Annotated in this window: 13 protein-coding genes; all 13 read right to left on the bottom strand. The window is 36.6% G+C overall.

Annotated features, from left to right (window positions below):
* Positions 1-419 precede the first annotated feature (419 nt).
* Complete coding sequence (locus IEY40_RS12750) at positions 420-1775, bottom strand: O-antigen ligase family protein (RefSeq protein ID WP_188956761.1); 1356 nt, start codon at positions 1773-1775, stop codon at positions 420-422.
* The gene (locus IEY40_RS12745) at positions 1775-2434 is read right to left on the bottom strand and encodes a hypothetical protein (protein WP_188956760.1); all 660 of its coding nucleotides are present in this window, start codon (positions 2432-2434) and stop codon (positions 1775-1777) included. Before IEY40_RS12745 ends, IEY40_RS12750 begins: the two co-directional genes overlap by 1 nt.
* A gap of 45 nt (positions 2435-2479) precedes the next feature.
* Positions 2480-3214 (bottom strand): tyrosine-protein phosphatase, encoded by a 735-nt coding sequence (locus tag IEY40_RS12740; RefSeq protein WP_188956758.1) that lies wholly within the window; start codon positions 3212-3214, stop codon positions 2480-2482.
* Entirely contained in the window at positions 3211-5466 is a 2256-nt protein-coding gene (locus tag IEY40_RS12735) for a GumC family protein (protein WP_188956755.1), read from the bottom strand. The genes IEY40_RS12740 and IEY40_RS12735 overlap by 4 nt, the downstream gene beginning before the upstream one ends.
* Complete coding sequence (locus IEY40_RS12730) at positions 5466-6002, bottom strand: polysaccharide biosynthesis/export family protein (protein ID WP_188956753.1); 537 nt, start codon at positions 6000-6002, stop codon at positions 5466-5468. Before IEY40_RS12730 ends, IEY40_RS12735 begins: the two co-directional genes overlap by 1 nt.
* Before the next feature lie 7 nt (positions 6003-6009).
* A complete protein-coding gene (locus tag IEY40_RS12725; protein WP_188956751.1) occupies positions 6010-7221 on the bottom strand; it encodes an outer membrane beta-barrel protein in 1212 nt (403 codons plus the stop codon).
* A 761-nt stretch (positions 7222-7982) separates the two neighbouring features.
* Positions 7983-9383 (bottom strand): undecaprenyl-phosphate glucose phosphotransferase, encoded by a 1401-nt coding sequence (locus IEY40_RS12720; RefSeq protein ID WP_229777097.1) that lies wholly within the window; start codon positions 9381-9383, stop codon positions 7983-7985.
* 25 nt (positions 9384-9408) lie between these two features.
* Complete coding sequence (locus IEY40_RS12715) at positions 9409-10833, bottom strand: phosphomannomutase (protein WP_188956749.1); 1425 nt, start codon at positions 10831-10833, stop codon at positions 9409-9411.
* On the bottom strand, positions 10833-12260 hold the full coding sequence (locus IEY40_RS12710) for a mannose-1-phosphate guanylyltransferase/mannose-6-phosphate isomerase (RefSeq protein ID WP_188956747.1): 1428 nt from the start codon (positions 12258-12260) through the stop codon (positions 10833-10835). Before IEY40_RS12710 ends, IEY40_RS12715 begins: the two co-directional genes overlap by 1 nt.
* Positions 12261-12276: 16 nt before the next feature.
* Positions 12277-13023 (bottom strand): WecB/TagA/CpsF family glycosyltransferase, encoded by a 747-nt coding sequence (locus IEY40_RS12705; protein ID WP_188956745.1) that lies wholly within the window; start codon positions 13021-13023, stop codon positions 12277-12279.
* Entirely contained in the window at positions 13010-14101 is a 1092-nt protein-coding gene (locus IEY40_RS12700) for a glycosyltransferase family 4 protein (RefSeq protein ID WP_188956743.1), read from the bottom strand. Before IEY40_RS12700 ends, IEY40_RS12705 begins: the two co-directional genes overlap by 14 nt.
* 640 nt (positions 14102-14741) lie before the next feature.
* On the bottom strand, positions 14742-15830 hold the full coding sequence (locus IEY40_RS12695) for a glycosyltransferase family protein (protein ID WP_188956741.1): 1089 nt from the start codon (positions 15828-15830) through the stop codon (positions 14742-14744).
* Between the two features lie 23 nt (positions 15831-15853).
* Positions 15854-17137 (bottom strand): oligosaccharide flippase family protein, encoded by a 1284-nt coding sequence (locus tag IEY40_RS12690; protein ID WP_188956739.1) that lies wholly within the window; start codon positions 17135-17137, stop codon positions 15854-15856.
* Positions 17138-17265: the final 128 nt, after the last annotated feature.

The following is a 17265-nucleotide window of genomic DNA, read 5'->3' as shown; positions in this document are numbered from 1 at the left end:
GAGCATCAAAAAACAGCCACGACTTAGTGAGAAATACCCACTAGTCCGTAATTTCTATGTCGTATCCAGATGACGCCCATTACTACCGTCGTTCCGGCAATGCTTTTAAGCCGGAATCCAGGTGTTGGCTTTTACGCTGTTACACAAAATAACAAGAAACACCTGGATCCCTGATACAAGCACTCAGGGATGACGAGCTGATGAACCAGAACCTAGAAGGACGAAGTCCGCTCTCAGGCGAGCTTGAGAGCTCCTAGCTCCTAACTCCTAACTCCTAACTCCTAGTAGCTAAGACCTAGGACCTAAAAACTAACAAACACCTGGATCCCTGATAACAGATCTCAGGGATGACGTGCGGGTGAAGCGACACCAGGCACCCGATTAAAGCATTCCAAGATGACGTGCATAAAGATGACGGCCTATTTCACTCTTTTCTGATTGTCCGATGGCAAATATCTAACCAACCAGCATAAAGTTAAAATAGTTAAAAATAACAAGGTATTTGCAGGAGATTGCAAGTTAAAGTCAACCGTGCAGTGGATCAGCATGTGCACTATGGCCATCGCACAGCCAAAGGCGATGCCTTTATAGAGTTTGTTATTACGTAAATACATGGTTCGGCACGCTAACCATAAACAGTACAATACCCACAAACCTAATAATCCAGTCACTACCACCCCGTATTCAACGGTGAACTGAATATAATCATTATGGGCATGGTCATAAAACCCAGAATAAAACTGAGGTTGATACTGTGGGAATACGGTGTAGAAACTGCCGCCTCCCGTGCCAGTGAACAAATGATCCTGAATAATAGGAATACTATCAATCACCACTTCATCGCGAGTTTCGGAGCTAAATGAGGTATCTTCCAAGCGCTGCTTTACTTTATCAACACCAAAAATAGACCCTACAATTAACAGATCCAATATAAAAATACTCACCACTAAGGGTTTAAATAAAGTTGGAGGGCGACGGTAAATAAACATTGATAAAAGCGATACAAAACCTAGAGCGGTAAAGAAACCGGCATTGCCCATACGTGAACGACTTAAAATTAGGCCGATAACCATAATCACAATGGCTAAACGTAAAATCAGTTTACGGCTAAATAAGGTTGATAGCAGATCAACCAATCGTTGCCTTAAATCGTACTCATATTTTGTGGTTTTTAATTCAGATAACAGCCAACCAAAAGCAATACTTAAACAAAGCGCTAAATAATTAGCAAAGTGGTTTTGGTAAACGAATGACCCTTTTGCTCTGTCGCCATCGTGATAACCAAAAATAGGTGATGATTCTAACTGTAATAAATTCAAAAGCGTGCCGTAAAATGCTTGCAAACACCCCGACAGAATAATAGCGATTAACAACCATCGTAAAGCTTGTTGATGCTGGCAATACTGGCTTAATAGGAGAATAAACATGATAAAACAAAAGGTTTTTAACAGTTGTTGTGCCGTTTGGTAAGCATCAACCGTATCGATACTAGGGAACCAATTTAACAACTGTAAACACAAATAAACTAATAATAAGCCTGGAGCAATGAGTAAGTGCTTTTGCCATCGATAACGTAACAACAGGCTATTATGCTTAAAACAATATGCTACATGCGCAATCGCTAAGCTGACAATAGCAAACTCTAATATAGCTAATGCCCAAATTCGATTGCTGCCCAATGGAATTGGCATCCATATCACTAATGCACAAATAATCAATATCATCGTTTTATCAAATAAGCGCATATTTATTGTTTGAGAGTGTTGGGCGTTCATTAACGGCACATGTCCTTATTAACCCACAGCTCATCAACGGCATTTAAGGTTGGAGTTGAATACTTCAAATAAGTGCAAATCACCGAGGTTAATTGATACTGCTTTGCAAGTTGCTTTAAGTCATTGCGCATGCGCCAATTTGCCACAACAGATTTTCGGGCAACAGCAAATACCAGCTGTTTCTGCTCAACAGACAAATATCCCCATGAAGAGAATCCTATTGCCAAGGCTTGATGCAACACTTCTGGGGTATAAGGGCCATATACTAATGCTTGCTCTAAATACAGCCAGGCTTGATCAACATCATGCTGAATAAAAGCTAGATTATAAGCGTAATCGCTGTAGGCGTTTGGCCAATGTGGACGCTGTTCAATTGCATCCAAATACAAACGATTAAAAGCGGGAGTATTTGTTTGAGCTAAATGTGAAAAAACGCCCCACTCCATCACTTTCGCTAACGTTAATAAATAATGTGGGTTTTGACTGTCAATGCTATAAGCATAATCTGCAGCTAATAAAGCATTGGAATATTGTAATTTTGTGGGCGTTTCCTTTTGCTGCCATTGATCAATATAAAATCGAGATTTGAAATGATAAGCATTGGCTAAGCCTTTTTGCAGTAATATAGGTAATAAACCTACTAACACTATTATGATCATAAAATACCCTGCGCGTCTCATTGACCAAACCACTTTAATCATCAATTATCTCGACTGTTCAAATAGTGAATTAGAAATATTATACGGGGTAGCGGTCGTCATTAAGTAGGCATAATCTTCATCAACCAAAGCACTAATTGCATCATAAGCTAACTTCAATTTTGGCGGACGACGATTTATAGAATGACAATCCGAAGCCACAATTGTGTACAATTTTTGTTTTAAAAAGTACTCACTGGTTTGTTGCGGTAATAATCCCATATCACCTAACAATGATGCTGCCGTCAGCTGTAATAAACAACCGGTTTGTACAAAGGGTTTTATTCTATCAGGGTGGGTTTGCAACTCTCTATTTCGCTCGGGATGAGCAATCATGGGTAATATGTCTTTTGCTAACAACCAGCTAATTAATTTATCTGTGCCTGGCGGAACATGGCTGCTGGGTAACTCAAGTAATAATACATTTTTTTGCTGATATTGGCCTAAAAAAGGCAATTGCTGTTGTTCAATAAACAACATAATTTCAGGTGAAATTCTTACCTCTGCAGCAGCACGAATATCAATGTTAATATCCGTTAATGCTAATTTCGAGGTTAACAACTCAAAAGCAGTATTAATGGTGTGCAAAGTATTATCAAAAATACCTAAATGAATATGGGGTGTCGCGACCATACGCGACACCCCTTGCTCTGCTGCCAATTTAACTAAACTGATAGCCTCGTCAATAGACTTAGCGCCATCATCAATATTAGGCAAAATATGGCAGTGCAGATCTATCATGCTTTGGTATTTTCCTTGCTGCTTTCAGCAGGCGTTTTACTCGCATACTCTGCACCATAGGCTTGATAATAACCATAATCACCTTGATAACGCGCAGCATCTTTCGTGTTAAATTGGTTCAGTACCACACCAAACACCTTACTACGCGCTTGATTTAACTTGGCTAAGGTAAGCTTGATAGCTTCACTGCGAGTATGAGCCGCTTTTACAACTAATACCGTTGCATCACATAACGAGGTAATAATTAATGCATCACTCACTGCATGCACGGGCGGCGTATCAATAATAATTTTACTGTATTGTGTTTTTAACTCTGTGAGTAATTCTGCAAACTGAGATGAGGCCAATAACTCTTGTGGATTTAATGGCACAGCTCCTGCTGGCATAACATCTACATTATGCTTCACCTCTTTAACAATGCAATGCTCAATACTTTCCGTTCCAGATAATACATTGGCAAGACCGGGTTGGTAAGTCGGTAAACCAAAACGCAGACCTAAGCTTGATTTTCGCAAGTCAGCATCAATGATTAATACCTTCTCCATTGTTGCATAGGCAAAAGCTAAATTCATCGAAGTAGTAGTTTTACCTTCATTTGGGTTTGATGATGTCACCTCAATAGTATGAAGGTCGCTCCCCATAGCCATTAAAGACATGGATGTTCGTATCGTGCGAACGGCTTCTGCATGAAGAGGAAGATTTGGATCGTAAAAGGCAAAGTTTATATCATCATAACTTGTGCCTTTTTTCGCTTTTGGTATATAGCCTAAAGCGCGCTGTGCTAGGAGTTTTTCAACATCATCACTGGTTTTAATTGTGTCATTTAAAGCATCAAGAATTAATACCATCACCATGGCAAATCCCAAACTCGCAATAAAAGCTAAAATAATAATAGCTTTCTTTTTGGGTTTTTCAGGTACTAATGGTACCACTGCACGGTCAGTAAAGCGGGCGACTGGAGAATCGAAATCACCAGTTACTTCTGTTTCTTTTTGACGCGACAAAAAACTGTCAAATAGCTGTCTATTTGTATCAACTTCGCGCAATAAACGCTGATAATCAGTATCTTTAGTACTAAGATTTTGAAACGCACCTTTTGCTTGACCAAATTGGGTTTCTAAAGCTTGTAAAGTTTGTGCCGCAGTTTGCGCCTCGTCTTCAATACCTTGCACTAGACGGCTAATTTGCTTGTGTAAGTTCTGCTGTACTGTGCTTAATTCTGCCTGGGCAGCAATCATCTTAGGATGTTTAGGGCCATAGACCTGTTGCAGCTCAGAAACTTTACGCTCTACCAACACCACTTCACGTTTTACGTTTTGTATTGATAAATGAGATGTAACTTCAGGTAGGCTTTCTAGACGACTAATATCGGTGGCACCATAACGCTTCACTACTGCCATAAAACTATCAGCTTGAGCTTTGCGTGAACGCGCAACGGTGATTTCGTCACTTAATCGCTCTAACTCTTTAGCATCAAGAGCTGTGACACCTTCAACGTCAATTAAACCATTCTCAACTTTAAACTGTTCAAGCCTATACTCAGACTGGTCAAGTTTTAAACGTAAATCCTCTAAACGACCACTAAGCCATGTATTGGCTTTTTGAGTCATACCTAATTTCGATTCTAGCTGACTTACAATATAAGTATCACCAATAGCATTGGCCACTTCAGCAGCTAATTGGGCATCGGAACTTTCATAACTAATATTTACCAACTGAGTTTTAGCTACTGGTATGATATTTATAGATTCAATAAAAATATCAATCATTTGGTGAGTTGCAATATTTTTAGCTACTTTACTATCGACAGAAATAAGCTCTTTTGGAATAAAGTTTAGCTTAGATTTTAATTCGCTAAGCCAAGTTGGGGTTTGATTAAAAACGGGATTATTTTCTAGATTTAATTCGTTAAATACTCTTTGTGCAATACTACGTGATTTTAAAATTTCAAATTGCGTACCGTAATATTCATCTTGCCCTGAGTTAATGCCATATACTTCATCAATTTTAATAGCTTGAGCTTGAGCAGCCTCGATCAATAATGTTGACTTAGCACTATAAATAGGCGTCATACTCAACACAACAAATATTGTTATTGCAGTTACTAATAAAGCAAAGGTCAAAATGCGCCATTTAAAACGTAATATAGGTTGTATAAGCTTTTTTATATCCATTAATTGATCTAATGGTAAGGTAGATGCATTCACTGTCATTGAATGTGAAGTATTTATTCGTCGCTCTTGAAAACTCATTAAAAGAATCTCTGTTCAATAGTAATTGTATCACCAGCTTTGATATTACTGTTGATATTGCCTAGTTCAGATTCAATCTTGCTACCCTCTCGAGAAATAGCAATCTTGTCTTTCGCTGCCCGTTCGGTTAATCCACCCGCTAATGCAATGGCTTGGTTAACCGTCATCCCTGGTTGATAAGGATATCCCCCAGGCTGTTTTACTTCACCATGAATATAAAAAGGACGATAAAGTACCATACCAACATACACATTAGGTTCGATGAAGTAATCACCTTTTAGGCCGTTATATACAATTTTTTCTACTTCTTTAATTGTTAAACCAATTAACTTTAATGAGCCTAAAAAAGGATAATTGATGGTGCCACTATTAGTTACTTGAGTTTCAAGAGTTAAGGCTTCTTCTCCATAAACTTTAATAATAATAGTGTCACCCGCGCCTAATCGATAGTTTTGAGTTTCTGCATATGCTGTTAATGGCATAAACACTAAAAACAACATAAAAACTACAGTGAAAATTGTCGCTAAATACTTCATTATTTACCTATAGGGTCATTTCAGCTTTGATAAAATAAACATTTCTGTCATAAACATATTGGCTATCTGTTGAGTCCACCTCAAAAATATCCACACCAGTATTAAGGGTTAACCAGCGATTGACATAATAATTGAGGCCAAATTGATAGATTTTACTTTTATCTTCGCGATCAATACCTGTGTAGTCATCATTAACCTGTTGAAATCCAATTGAAGAGGTAAACAGCTCACTCCATTCATGGTGCCATTTCACACTATAACTGGTCCCTCGAATAAAATCTCCTTCGCCATTAGGGTCACGGCTGGTACGACCGGTGCCAAAGTCAAAAGCTGAATATGTTAATGGTTTCCAGGTTACTTTAGCATCCCAGGAGATACCATTAAAATCATCACGTTCAGTATTATCGAAACTTTTTTGTTGGTAACCGACTTTTATACTCCCCTCTGTGGCAGCAGAAGCAGCCCACTCAACCCCAAGTAATGCTGTATTAGTTTTATTGTCGCGATCTCCAGTAGGATCAACAATATCATAAACGGTATCTATACTTTGAAAGTCTAATAAAATACTCGTTGATGCTTGAGTATCGTAATAAAAGGTTGCGCCTAGGGTGGTATCATCCAAATTACGATACTGAGTTACTGTCTCGAAATTGCTGTATTCTTTAGTTAAATATTCAGCATTAGCACGTATTCTAGCTGGCGTTGTTTTGGCGCCGTATTCGTAATATCCACCAACACTTGTGACATCATAAGCATTAGGCTCATTTTGATCTGCGCCACTAGTACCTTCAAAGACTCCACTACCTCGATCTTCATGACCGACGATATAGGCTACATCAAAACCAAATCGTCTCGACTGGTTAACATCGACATCGGCTTTCGCTTTTAGCAGACCATCTAAATAACTATCGTCACTGCTAGAGAAGTAATCACCATACTCAAGTGCCGCATCGACGGTAAATGTGGTTTGGCCATCAATTAACTGTGCTTGTAATGCGGGTGTTACGGTTATAGCCCAGCTATCAAACTTTTCAGAGTTTTCATTTGCACTGGTAATGTTGTCATCATATTTTAAACCCGTGTTTAAGCCGGGCGTAAAATCAATACCAGACTCAGTACGGATGACTCCTGCTTTTTCATCAGCAGCGGATACTGGGGAAACAAGTATCACGGAACTCACTATGGCAGCTATACAACTCACTTTAAATGGTACATTCATGACTTATATCCTTATAAAATAATGGAACTAATTAACACTGACGCAAGACGTCAATGGGTAAACTTAAAACGATAGAATAGACGGATAACGGTTTAAAGAACGCTTCGCTTACAGATTCAAAGTACTAGGTTCTAGGTTCTAGGAATATCTCCGCACGTCATCCCTGAGATCTCTTATCAGGGATCCAGGAGTTGCTTTTGACGTTGCTTAAAAGCTACAAACTGAACACCTGGATTCCGGCTCAACAGCATTACCGGAATGACATGATGAAAAGCCAACACCTAGATTCCGGTTCAACAGCATTACCAGAATGACATGATGAAAAGCCAACACCTAGATTCCGGTTCAACAGCATTACCAGAATGACGTAATGAAACATTAGCGAATGACGTAATAGTAGGCATTGCCGTTATCCCTTCGTTCGTCATCCCTGAGATCTCTTATCAGGGATCCAGGTGTTGCTTTGATTTTGCTTAAAAGCTACAAACTGAACACCTAGATTCTGGCTCAACAGCATTACCGGAATGACGAGATGAACAGCCAGCACCTGGATTCCGGCTCAACAGCATTACCGGAATGACGTGATGAAAGCCAACACCTGGATTCCGGCTCAAAAGCATTACCGGAATGACGTGATGAAAAGCCAACACCTAGATTCCGGATCAACAGCGTTGCCGGAATGACGCACTAAACATCTAAGGACGAAGTCCGCTCTCTGGCGAACTTGTGAGTTCCAAGAACCTCGCCTCTAGGACCTAAAATCAATATACGTTCTTACCGACAAATCCTTTAAAAAACGTCAAAAAGACTATCTTTACATCCCACCAAAGAGTCCAATTACGGATGTAATCAAGGTCATACTCAACTCTTTTTTCCATTTTATCTAGTGTATCAGTCTCTCCACGCCAACCATTAACCTGAGCCCAACCAGTAATGCCAGGTAATACCTTATGACGCAACATGTAGTAAGTGACAAGCTTACGATATTCCTCGTTATGTGCCACGGCATGAGGCCTTGGACCAACAACTGACATATCACCAAATAGTACATTAAAAAATTGTGGTAATTCATCCAAAGAAGTACGGCGAATAAATGCACCTACATTCGTTATACGTGCATCGCCTTTACGAGCTTGTGTCACTTTGTCAGCATTCTCCGTCACTGTCATAGAGCGGAATTTCCAAACCTTAATCTTTCGACCATCGAGGCCGTAACGATCTTGTTTAAATAACACCGGTCCGGGTGATGACATATAAACAGCAATTGAAACAGCTATCAATACAGGAGATATGGCAATAATGGCACAAATACTAAACACAATATCAAAGCTTCGTTTATAAAATCGCTTAGTTCCATTTACAGGCGATTCAAATACACTAATAGTGTCGACCTCACCGACATTACCAATACGAGCATGCATCAAGTTTTTCATTAAAAAATCAGGTGTAATTAGCACATCAATTGTACTGTCGCCTAATTGTTGAATAATATCAGCAATACGTTGTTCTGCTAACATCGGTAAACACACATAAAGTTTTTGAATATCACCATTTTTAGCTAATTCAATTGCTTGATTAATATTACCCTCTATTAACTTTGGATCTAAATCAGTAATACGACTAGGTTCTCTATCATCAAAAAATCCAACACAGTCAAACCCTAGCTCATCGTGAGCTAAAATCTCGCTATATAAACTCATTCCGGTTTCAGTGAGACCAACAATCGCGATCTTTTCAACACTAAAGCCTTTAATTCGCCTAATTCGTTTTATTTCACGAACACACAAGCGCCAACTTAATAACATAACAACGGATAAAACATACCACCCAGTCATAACCACACGTGAATATAACTCAGCATATTTAAAAAAGAACAGAGCAGTAAATATGATTAAAAAACAAATGGTAACGATAGCTGCTAATAGCCTGCACATGTGGGTGAATTTACCTAAACGCCAGGAACGATATAAGCCTAGAGATTCACTAATATAACTAAATAAAAGTAAAACACCTGCAACTACTAATAAATAATCTTTGCTAAATGGAACATGATAGCCTTGCATAATAATTAGTAAGGCAATGACAACTAACGACATATCAATAATGCGCAATAGAAAACTTGAATTGGAACCAACAAATTGAAATTTGGATGGTCTATCCATTTGACTCACCTAAAAAGTAACATAACTAAAAATTTATTTTTGCCAACAATGGCAAAACTCGATTAACAAGTGTTTTAGCTTTTTCTAAAGAATCACTTTCTGCATAACATCTAAATTCAGGTGCATTTCCTGACGGCCTTAAATGCACTATGTCACCAGAATCTAAGACAAAACGTAAACCGTCTACGGTGTTAAGCTTTTGAATAAAACAGTCGCCTAAACCTAGCGCTATTAACAACTTGTTGGGGTAATTATTACCAAACTCCATTATCTGTTTACTCTTACTTAGAGCAAACTCAGTCAGTCTGTCACTGTGAGTAAATCTTTTAGGAAGGTTTGCAGTTAACACAGAAACAGAACTGTTTCTTGCTGAAAATAGTGACATCAGAACGGGTAAAACAGCATCCCGAGTAGGTAGAGCCTTGAGTTGTTGTTGGTTAAAATAAACATCAGAGCCTAATAAAAAACCACCATTAGCTTCAAAACCAGCATAACTATTATATGTTTCTTTTAGCTCATTAAAGCCGGCAATCACATATGGCGAACCAATTTTTGTTCGCATTACTGCCTTAAACGTTGCTGACAACTCAACCGCAGTATTACAACTCACAGGAATAGCTAGCGCTTCAATCGATAATGCTTGTGCGCACAATAAGCACAACATATCCCCCCGTAACCATTGACCTTGTTCATCAGCCAGCATTGGTCTATCACCATCACCGTCGGTAGAAAACAATGCATCTAATTGATATTGATTTGTCCAATCAATAGCTTTTTGACAATCAGCTTCACTCACAGCTTCAGTATCAATAGGTACAAAGGTATCGCTGCGGCCGATTAGCACAACTTCGGCGCCAAGTTGTTCAAATAATGCAGGGTAAATATCACGCCCAGCACTTGAATGCTGGTAAATACCAATGCGCTTACCCGTTAAAAAAGGACTGTCGAATAAATCTAAGTAACGAGCAACATAAGCTTCTGACGCCTCGAGTGACGTTTGTAGTTCAATCAAACTTGAAATGGGTTCAAAAGTAAATTGGCCATTAATAATCGACGACTCATCAGATTTAGAAATTTCACCATCTGGTCGGTAAAATTTAAGCCCATTACGATCAAATGGGATATGACTACCCGTAACCATAATCGATGGAATACATAAGTTCATAGATTGAAAGGCTAATGCTGGGGTAGGTATTACACCATAATAAATAACGTTCAATCCTAGCTGCTCAGCGGCACTAGCACACGCTTGGGCCATGGTATAACTGCTTGGACGATTATCTATGGCAATCGCAACAGATTTGAAACTAAAGGCGAAGCGCATAGTCTGAATAAATGAAACAGTAAAAGCAGCACACACGTCTGTATTAAAATCGCCTACCAGGCCACGGGCACCACTCGTACCAAAGGCAATATTGCTGTGCTGTATGACTTTATGGCTAACCAACATTACTTAGCCTCCGAGGTGGCAACTCGACCATAACGATCTTCAAAACGCACAATATCGTCTTCACCTAAGTAAGAGCCTGACTGAACTTCAATTAATTCTAAATCCACTTTACCGGGGTTTTCTAATGCATGTACAACACCAACAGGAATATAAGTCGATTGATTTTCGGTTAATAAAATATCTTTATCACCATTAGTCACTTTGGCGGTACCCGATACCACAATCCAATGTTCAGCTCGATGATGGTGCATTTGAACTGATAATTTAGCACCGGGCTTTACGGTTATGCGCTTAACCTGAAAACGGCCACCGTTATCTATCGAGTCATACTTACCCCAGGGGCGATACACCTCACGGTGATGCTGCCATTCACTGCGCTGTTCCGCTTTAAGTTGTTCAACAACTTGCTTAACCTGTTGAACTTCTGACTGTTTTGCTACTAAAATAGCATCTTTAGTTTCAACGACAACGACGTCATCTAAACCAATTGTAGTCACTAATTTTTCGCTGGCGTTAACATAAGAGTTACGCGTATTAATACCAATAACATCGCCTTTAAACACATTACCTTGTGCGTCTTTATCGTCTATTTCCCAAAGAGCTGACCAACTGCCTACATCACTCCAACCACAATCCATGGGTACCACTACAGCGTGTTGAGTTTTTTCCATTACAGCGTAATCAATCGAATCGTCTGGACAGGCTTCAAACGACGCTTTGTTAATACGAATAAAATCCGCATCATGAGTAACATCAACCAATGCTGCTTCACACGCAGCAAAAATAGCCGGACTGTGAATTTTTAGTTCTTGTAGGTATGTACTGGCTTTAAACATAAACATACCGCTGTTCCAATAATATTGGCCAGTAGCAATATAATCCTGGGCGGTGGTTAAATTGGGTTTTTCAACGAACTGGGCAACATCAAAGCCTAAACCGCTGGCTAATGCATCGCCGCGTTGAATATAACCATAACCGGTTTCCGGTGCTGTTGGAACGATGCCAAAAGTAACAAGTTGATTTTGCTCAGCAAGCGGCATTGCATTCGTTACAGCTTGGCAAAAAGCCACTTGGTCTTTAATGACGTGATCAGCCGCAAGCACAAGCAATAATGGATCATCACCATTACGAATAGCCAACATAGCAGCTAATGCGATAGCTGGCGCAGTGTTACGGCCAACAGGTTCAAGCACAATCCCGCTATTTGGTGTGTTATTTAAACGAAATTGTTCGGCAACAGAGAAACGGTGCTCTTCATTACAAATAACCAATGCAGGCGAATGAGAAATGCCTGTCAAACGGTTTGCTGTGGTTTGCAGCATAGAATGATCACCAAGCAAGGTTAAAAATTGCTTTGGGAATTGTTGACGCGACAAAGGCCACAAACGCGAGCCAGACCCGCCGGCCATAATTACAGGTAAAAGCATATAAAGACCTTATAAACTAAATATTACGATTCATTAATATGTAGAAAAAAAACTTAGGAATACCTATTACGTAACGATTGAATAATCGTTTAGGCTCAACAAGTAAACGGTATAACCACTCTAAACCTAACATTCGGAATAACTTAGGTGCCCGTGTAAACCTATTTGCTAAAAAGTCGATCACTGCGCCACCACAGATAATTAGTTGTGACCCTTGAGATATTTTAAGTATTTCTTTAGCTAAAAGCTCTTGTTTTGGCATTCCCATGGCAAGAATTATTAGCGTCTTATCATCTATTGATAATGAATCAGATAGTATTGACAAGTAATCGCTAACATCTTTAAAACCATCCATAGAAATTACTTCGTGGTCCTTAAATAATTTATTAGCACCTGCTGTTAACCAAGGCTCTTGCGTTCCAAAAACAAAAATTTTAGGTCTTGCATTTACCTCCAAATAAAAACTAATCAAGTCAGGAATAAAATCTGTACCATTTAAATTGTAACCAGGATGACAGCCATTTAATTTACAAGCAAACTTCATTCCTATGCCATCACGAAAACGAAAAGTTAACGAATCAAATAAAACCCTAACATTATCGTTACTATGAATTAAATTGTAAGCATGTTGATTAATAAAACCTATAGATATGGGGCTTTTAGACTCAGTAAGCATACTTTTTAGGAGTGCGATATTAATATCGTCAACAAGGTCTAAATTGTTAACTATTTGATCTTGTGCCATTTCATTATTGATAAACATCTAAATATCTCTCCGAAACGGTATCCCAAGAAAACAGCCTTGAATAACCTTCTGCTTTTTCCGCCATATCAACACTCCAACTATCACAAACTTTTTCAATTGCTAAAGTGAAGGATTCAATATTAGAATCGAAAACTTCACCAGATTTTGATTCTGCTATAAATCGGTGGAAGCTCGGAGGAGCTGATGAAAGTAAAGGAACTAAACCATATGACATGAGCTCAACCACACTCAAACCGAAGCCTTCGTACTCAGATGCACTTACTGTGAATCGAGCACCTTTTATATAATCTAAAATATCTTCATCTGATTTATCTAAGACAAGTTCTACATTTTTAGATTTAGTTTTATTGATGGCATCTTTTATAATTTCAACATTACCAGTTTTAGAGCGACCAATGATTTTCAACTTTATATCAGTTCGAGTTAACGATGAAAAAAACTCAATTAATAATGGCAATCGTTTATTATCACTGAATCGACCAAAATAAATAAAAACATTGTCATCTAAACGACTTCGATTGACACAATCAACTTCACCAAGTTTTCTAAAACCGACACCATTCTCTATTAACAAAACATTTTTATTTAAGTTCTTGAACAAATCATAGTCATTAATACTACAACAAGTAACAACATCAAACTGCGATAAAGAAAAAGGTGTAATAAATTTAAAAAAAATCCTTTTTAGATAAGCTTGGTTATTTGTATGAAAAAAACCACCATGGGTAGTTAAAACTAACTTAGACTTGATTAACCTTAATCTTTTAAGGGATGATAAATATTCAACAAAAAAATCTACAGCATGAACATGTATAACATCGAACTCATTTAACAATTTAACTGGTAAAGCACAAATAGAATAACGCTTAGAACCCATCCAAGAGAATCGTTTAACATTTATACCCGCATACACTTCGTCTTTCAATAATTGATTATCATTTTGAAAATCAGTATTTAAAGTATAAACAGTTACTTCACAGCCACTTTTAATTTGTTCAGCACTGATATTGTAAACGACATCCTCCAAGCCCCCGATACTAGGTAGAAACTGACGAACTATGTGTACTACTCTCATAAAATCGAACCTTTTAATTATAACTATTTATACATTGATTTTCTATATTATCTCTTAATGCCTTTGAATTTTAAAAAAATAAATAGCTTTTATCTAGAAATTTAAAAAACTGAGTTATGCTGATAAACTATAAAAACTTATTTAAAAACCTAATATCGCACCAAACAATCCTACCTCACCGTTCTTAACTAGTAAGCCACTACAATTTTAGAAATATGAAGATGAGTTAGCCCTCCTACATACATTAACGTTAACAATTTAATTAACAAAATTACATAGGTAAAAAATAATATTCATCCAGTTGAAACTGGGAATAAATACTACTATTGTAAATAAAGCTAAGATAGAGAATTCTGTAACCAATTTACGAAAAAAGTACCACTTTGAGATTTGGTAAAAGCAAAAAAATGAAGAAAATATTATATACAATAGAAGTCAGAACTTTAATTTCATTATCTAAATGCAAAACCTTGAAATTAAATGCATTGAAATGCGATAAAATAACGCTAGCACAATAAATAATACTAACATTAATAATATAATAATATAATAATATTAAAAATATCTAAGAAACATGAGTAAGTAAGGCTAGTAAATAAAAATACAACCTAAAGGGGCGTTGTCTAATAATTTTATATCGTTACTGATCACTATTTACTGTTATGCTAATAATTTCTTTCGAGATATAATCCCAAGAAAAATCTTTTCTTGTAGTCTCACTTAATATTAATTCAGAATCTTCTTCAAAGTAAGCTTTTTCGAAAGAACTAAATACATCATTACAATCATTATAAATAATATCCCAAGGCCCTAAAGGTTTATTACCAAACCCTCGCCTTAAAACCAATAATTTACTAGAGTAATACTCCCACAACTTCATGGGTGAACGACCTGAATTAGCAGGATGGTTATTTAATGGCAATAATCCGACTTTATATTTCTTCAACATACTTGGTAATTCAAAATAGGATAATGGACCATAATAATTTAGATTAGGAATTTTATTATCTACGTCAATCACACATGGTCCATAAATATCGAATTTAATATCTGAGTATTTTTCAGCCAACCTTACTAATACTTCATGATCAAAACGAAAATCAATAGCGCCAATATATACACACCCTTGTCTTTGTTCTGTATAGCTTTTTCCACTTGAAAAAAACTCACTATCCACTCCGTTTTCTATAACGAATGATTTTATACTATTTTTCAGAGACAACTTTTCTAATACAATCTTGTTTGTTGCTATAATTACGCTTGCTAAGGGAATGATTTTTTTTTCTGCTAAATTAAATCGTTCACCCCCCATATCACTATAAATATCTGTAGGTCTATAGACTATTTTTTTTGAATCTAAATATTTAATTACCCCATGAAAAAGGGGTTGATCAACTAAGACCAAATCAAATCCATTTTTATTATATTTTTTTATTGTTTGTTTAATGAAAAAATCATCAATCTTATCTAAAAAACCAAAATAACCATAAGGAAAAGGCACAAATGGAATTAAGTCAAAAAAACCCCAATGTGTATGTGTATTTTTTCCGAAAAGTGATTGATAAAGTTTTTTTAATCCCACTCTACCTTTTAAAATATTTAAAATTGAGACGGGAGAACTTACATGAATAACATCATGACCTTGAAGGATATACTGTCGAGCTAACTGATGACTACCGACAATAAAACCCGATGTTAAACTTGCATTTGACAAAAACAGTATTTTCATAAAAACCTTATATAAAACACGTACTATTTTAATAACGAGATATTATTAAATAAATTAAAGAATTCTTTAAAGATGCTTAACAGATTGACTTTCTGATAAAACGCATTAAAAACTATAGATGATAAAAACTCAGTTATGATTATTGAACAATATGCTCCGATTAAACCATAAGCATTTATGAATACATATGAAATTATCAAATTAAAAACTAACGTTACAAACATTTTCTTCATAAGAAAATTGTAACCGCCATAACTGACAATAACCCGAGTAAAAAAAACACCATAAACTGAAAAAAAACTTGCGAGGCTTAATAAAAACACACCATCAGAGCTTGCTAAATAATCAACTCCAAACGTGAATGAAACGATTTCATATGATAAAAAAAAGAAAAAAATTATTACTAAAACCATTAAGATAGTGATAACAGATAATATTACACTTAACGCCTTAATTTTATCACCACCATTTAATTTCAATGCTTTAGTAAGCCCGATAGTTATCAAAGTGATGGGGATAAACAACCAAGCTTGAGCTAAAGCATTTGCCGCATTATAGATACCTAAATAATAAAAACCAGATATCCCCCCTAAAATAACTTGTCCTACTTTAACATATAAAAGCACCGAAAATGAAGATATAGCAAGAGGGACACCAGCTTTAAGTATATACTCTCGATATACTTTTTTTCGTTTATTTGATGGGTTTATTTTACCTCTATAATTACCGTTGAAGTAAAAACTTTTTATACCATAAGGAACAATAACACTTATTAAATATGGAATACCAAAAAAAAACATAGGAAGGTTGAAAATAACAAAGATTAACCTACTAACGTGAGAAAATAAAACTCCAAAATTTGTCGCAATAACATTTGTTCTTGACGATAAAATCGAGTCGAAAAAAGGACTAAAGTTATCAAGGGTCTGGTAATATACATAAGCAATTAAAGTAACAATCAAAAACCAAGTTTCACTATCATTACCATTGCCATTGAAATATAAAAATAATATTAACAAAGGCATTATTAATATAAAAACGACATTCATACAAAACTTAGAATACAATAAAATATTAATACCTAAGTTTCGATTCCTTAGTGTTTTATCAAAAATTAATTGCATTGTACCTAATTGTGACAAAGGAACAACTATAGATAAGACGGAAATTATATATATTATAACACCCATTGATTCAGGGCCTAAATATCTCGCTGTATATACAGTAATAAAAAAACCGGAAACGACTGAGATTAATTTCTCCGATAACATCCAGTACCCATTTTTAAAAAAACGGCTAAATAACAACGTCCCCCCTCCCCTTAAGACAAAAGTATCTTAGACATAAAAAATAAGTTATAAAACAAAAACTCAACATGAGCGCACAAACTACATTAAACATAGAGCTCACGAAGTATCACATACAGAAATTACTA

Origin of the sequence: Shewanella ulleungensis, from assembly GCF_014648315.1 — a bacterium.
Lineage (GTDB): Bacteria > Pseudomonadota > Gammaproteobacteria > Enterobacterales > Shewanellaceae > Shewanella > Shewanella ulleungensis.
This window is presented reverse-complemented; position numbering and strand designations above follow the sequence as displayed.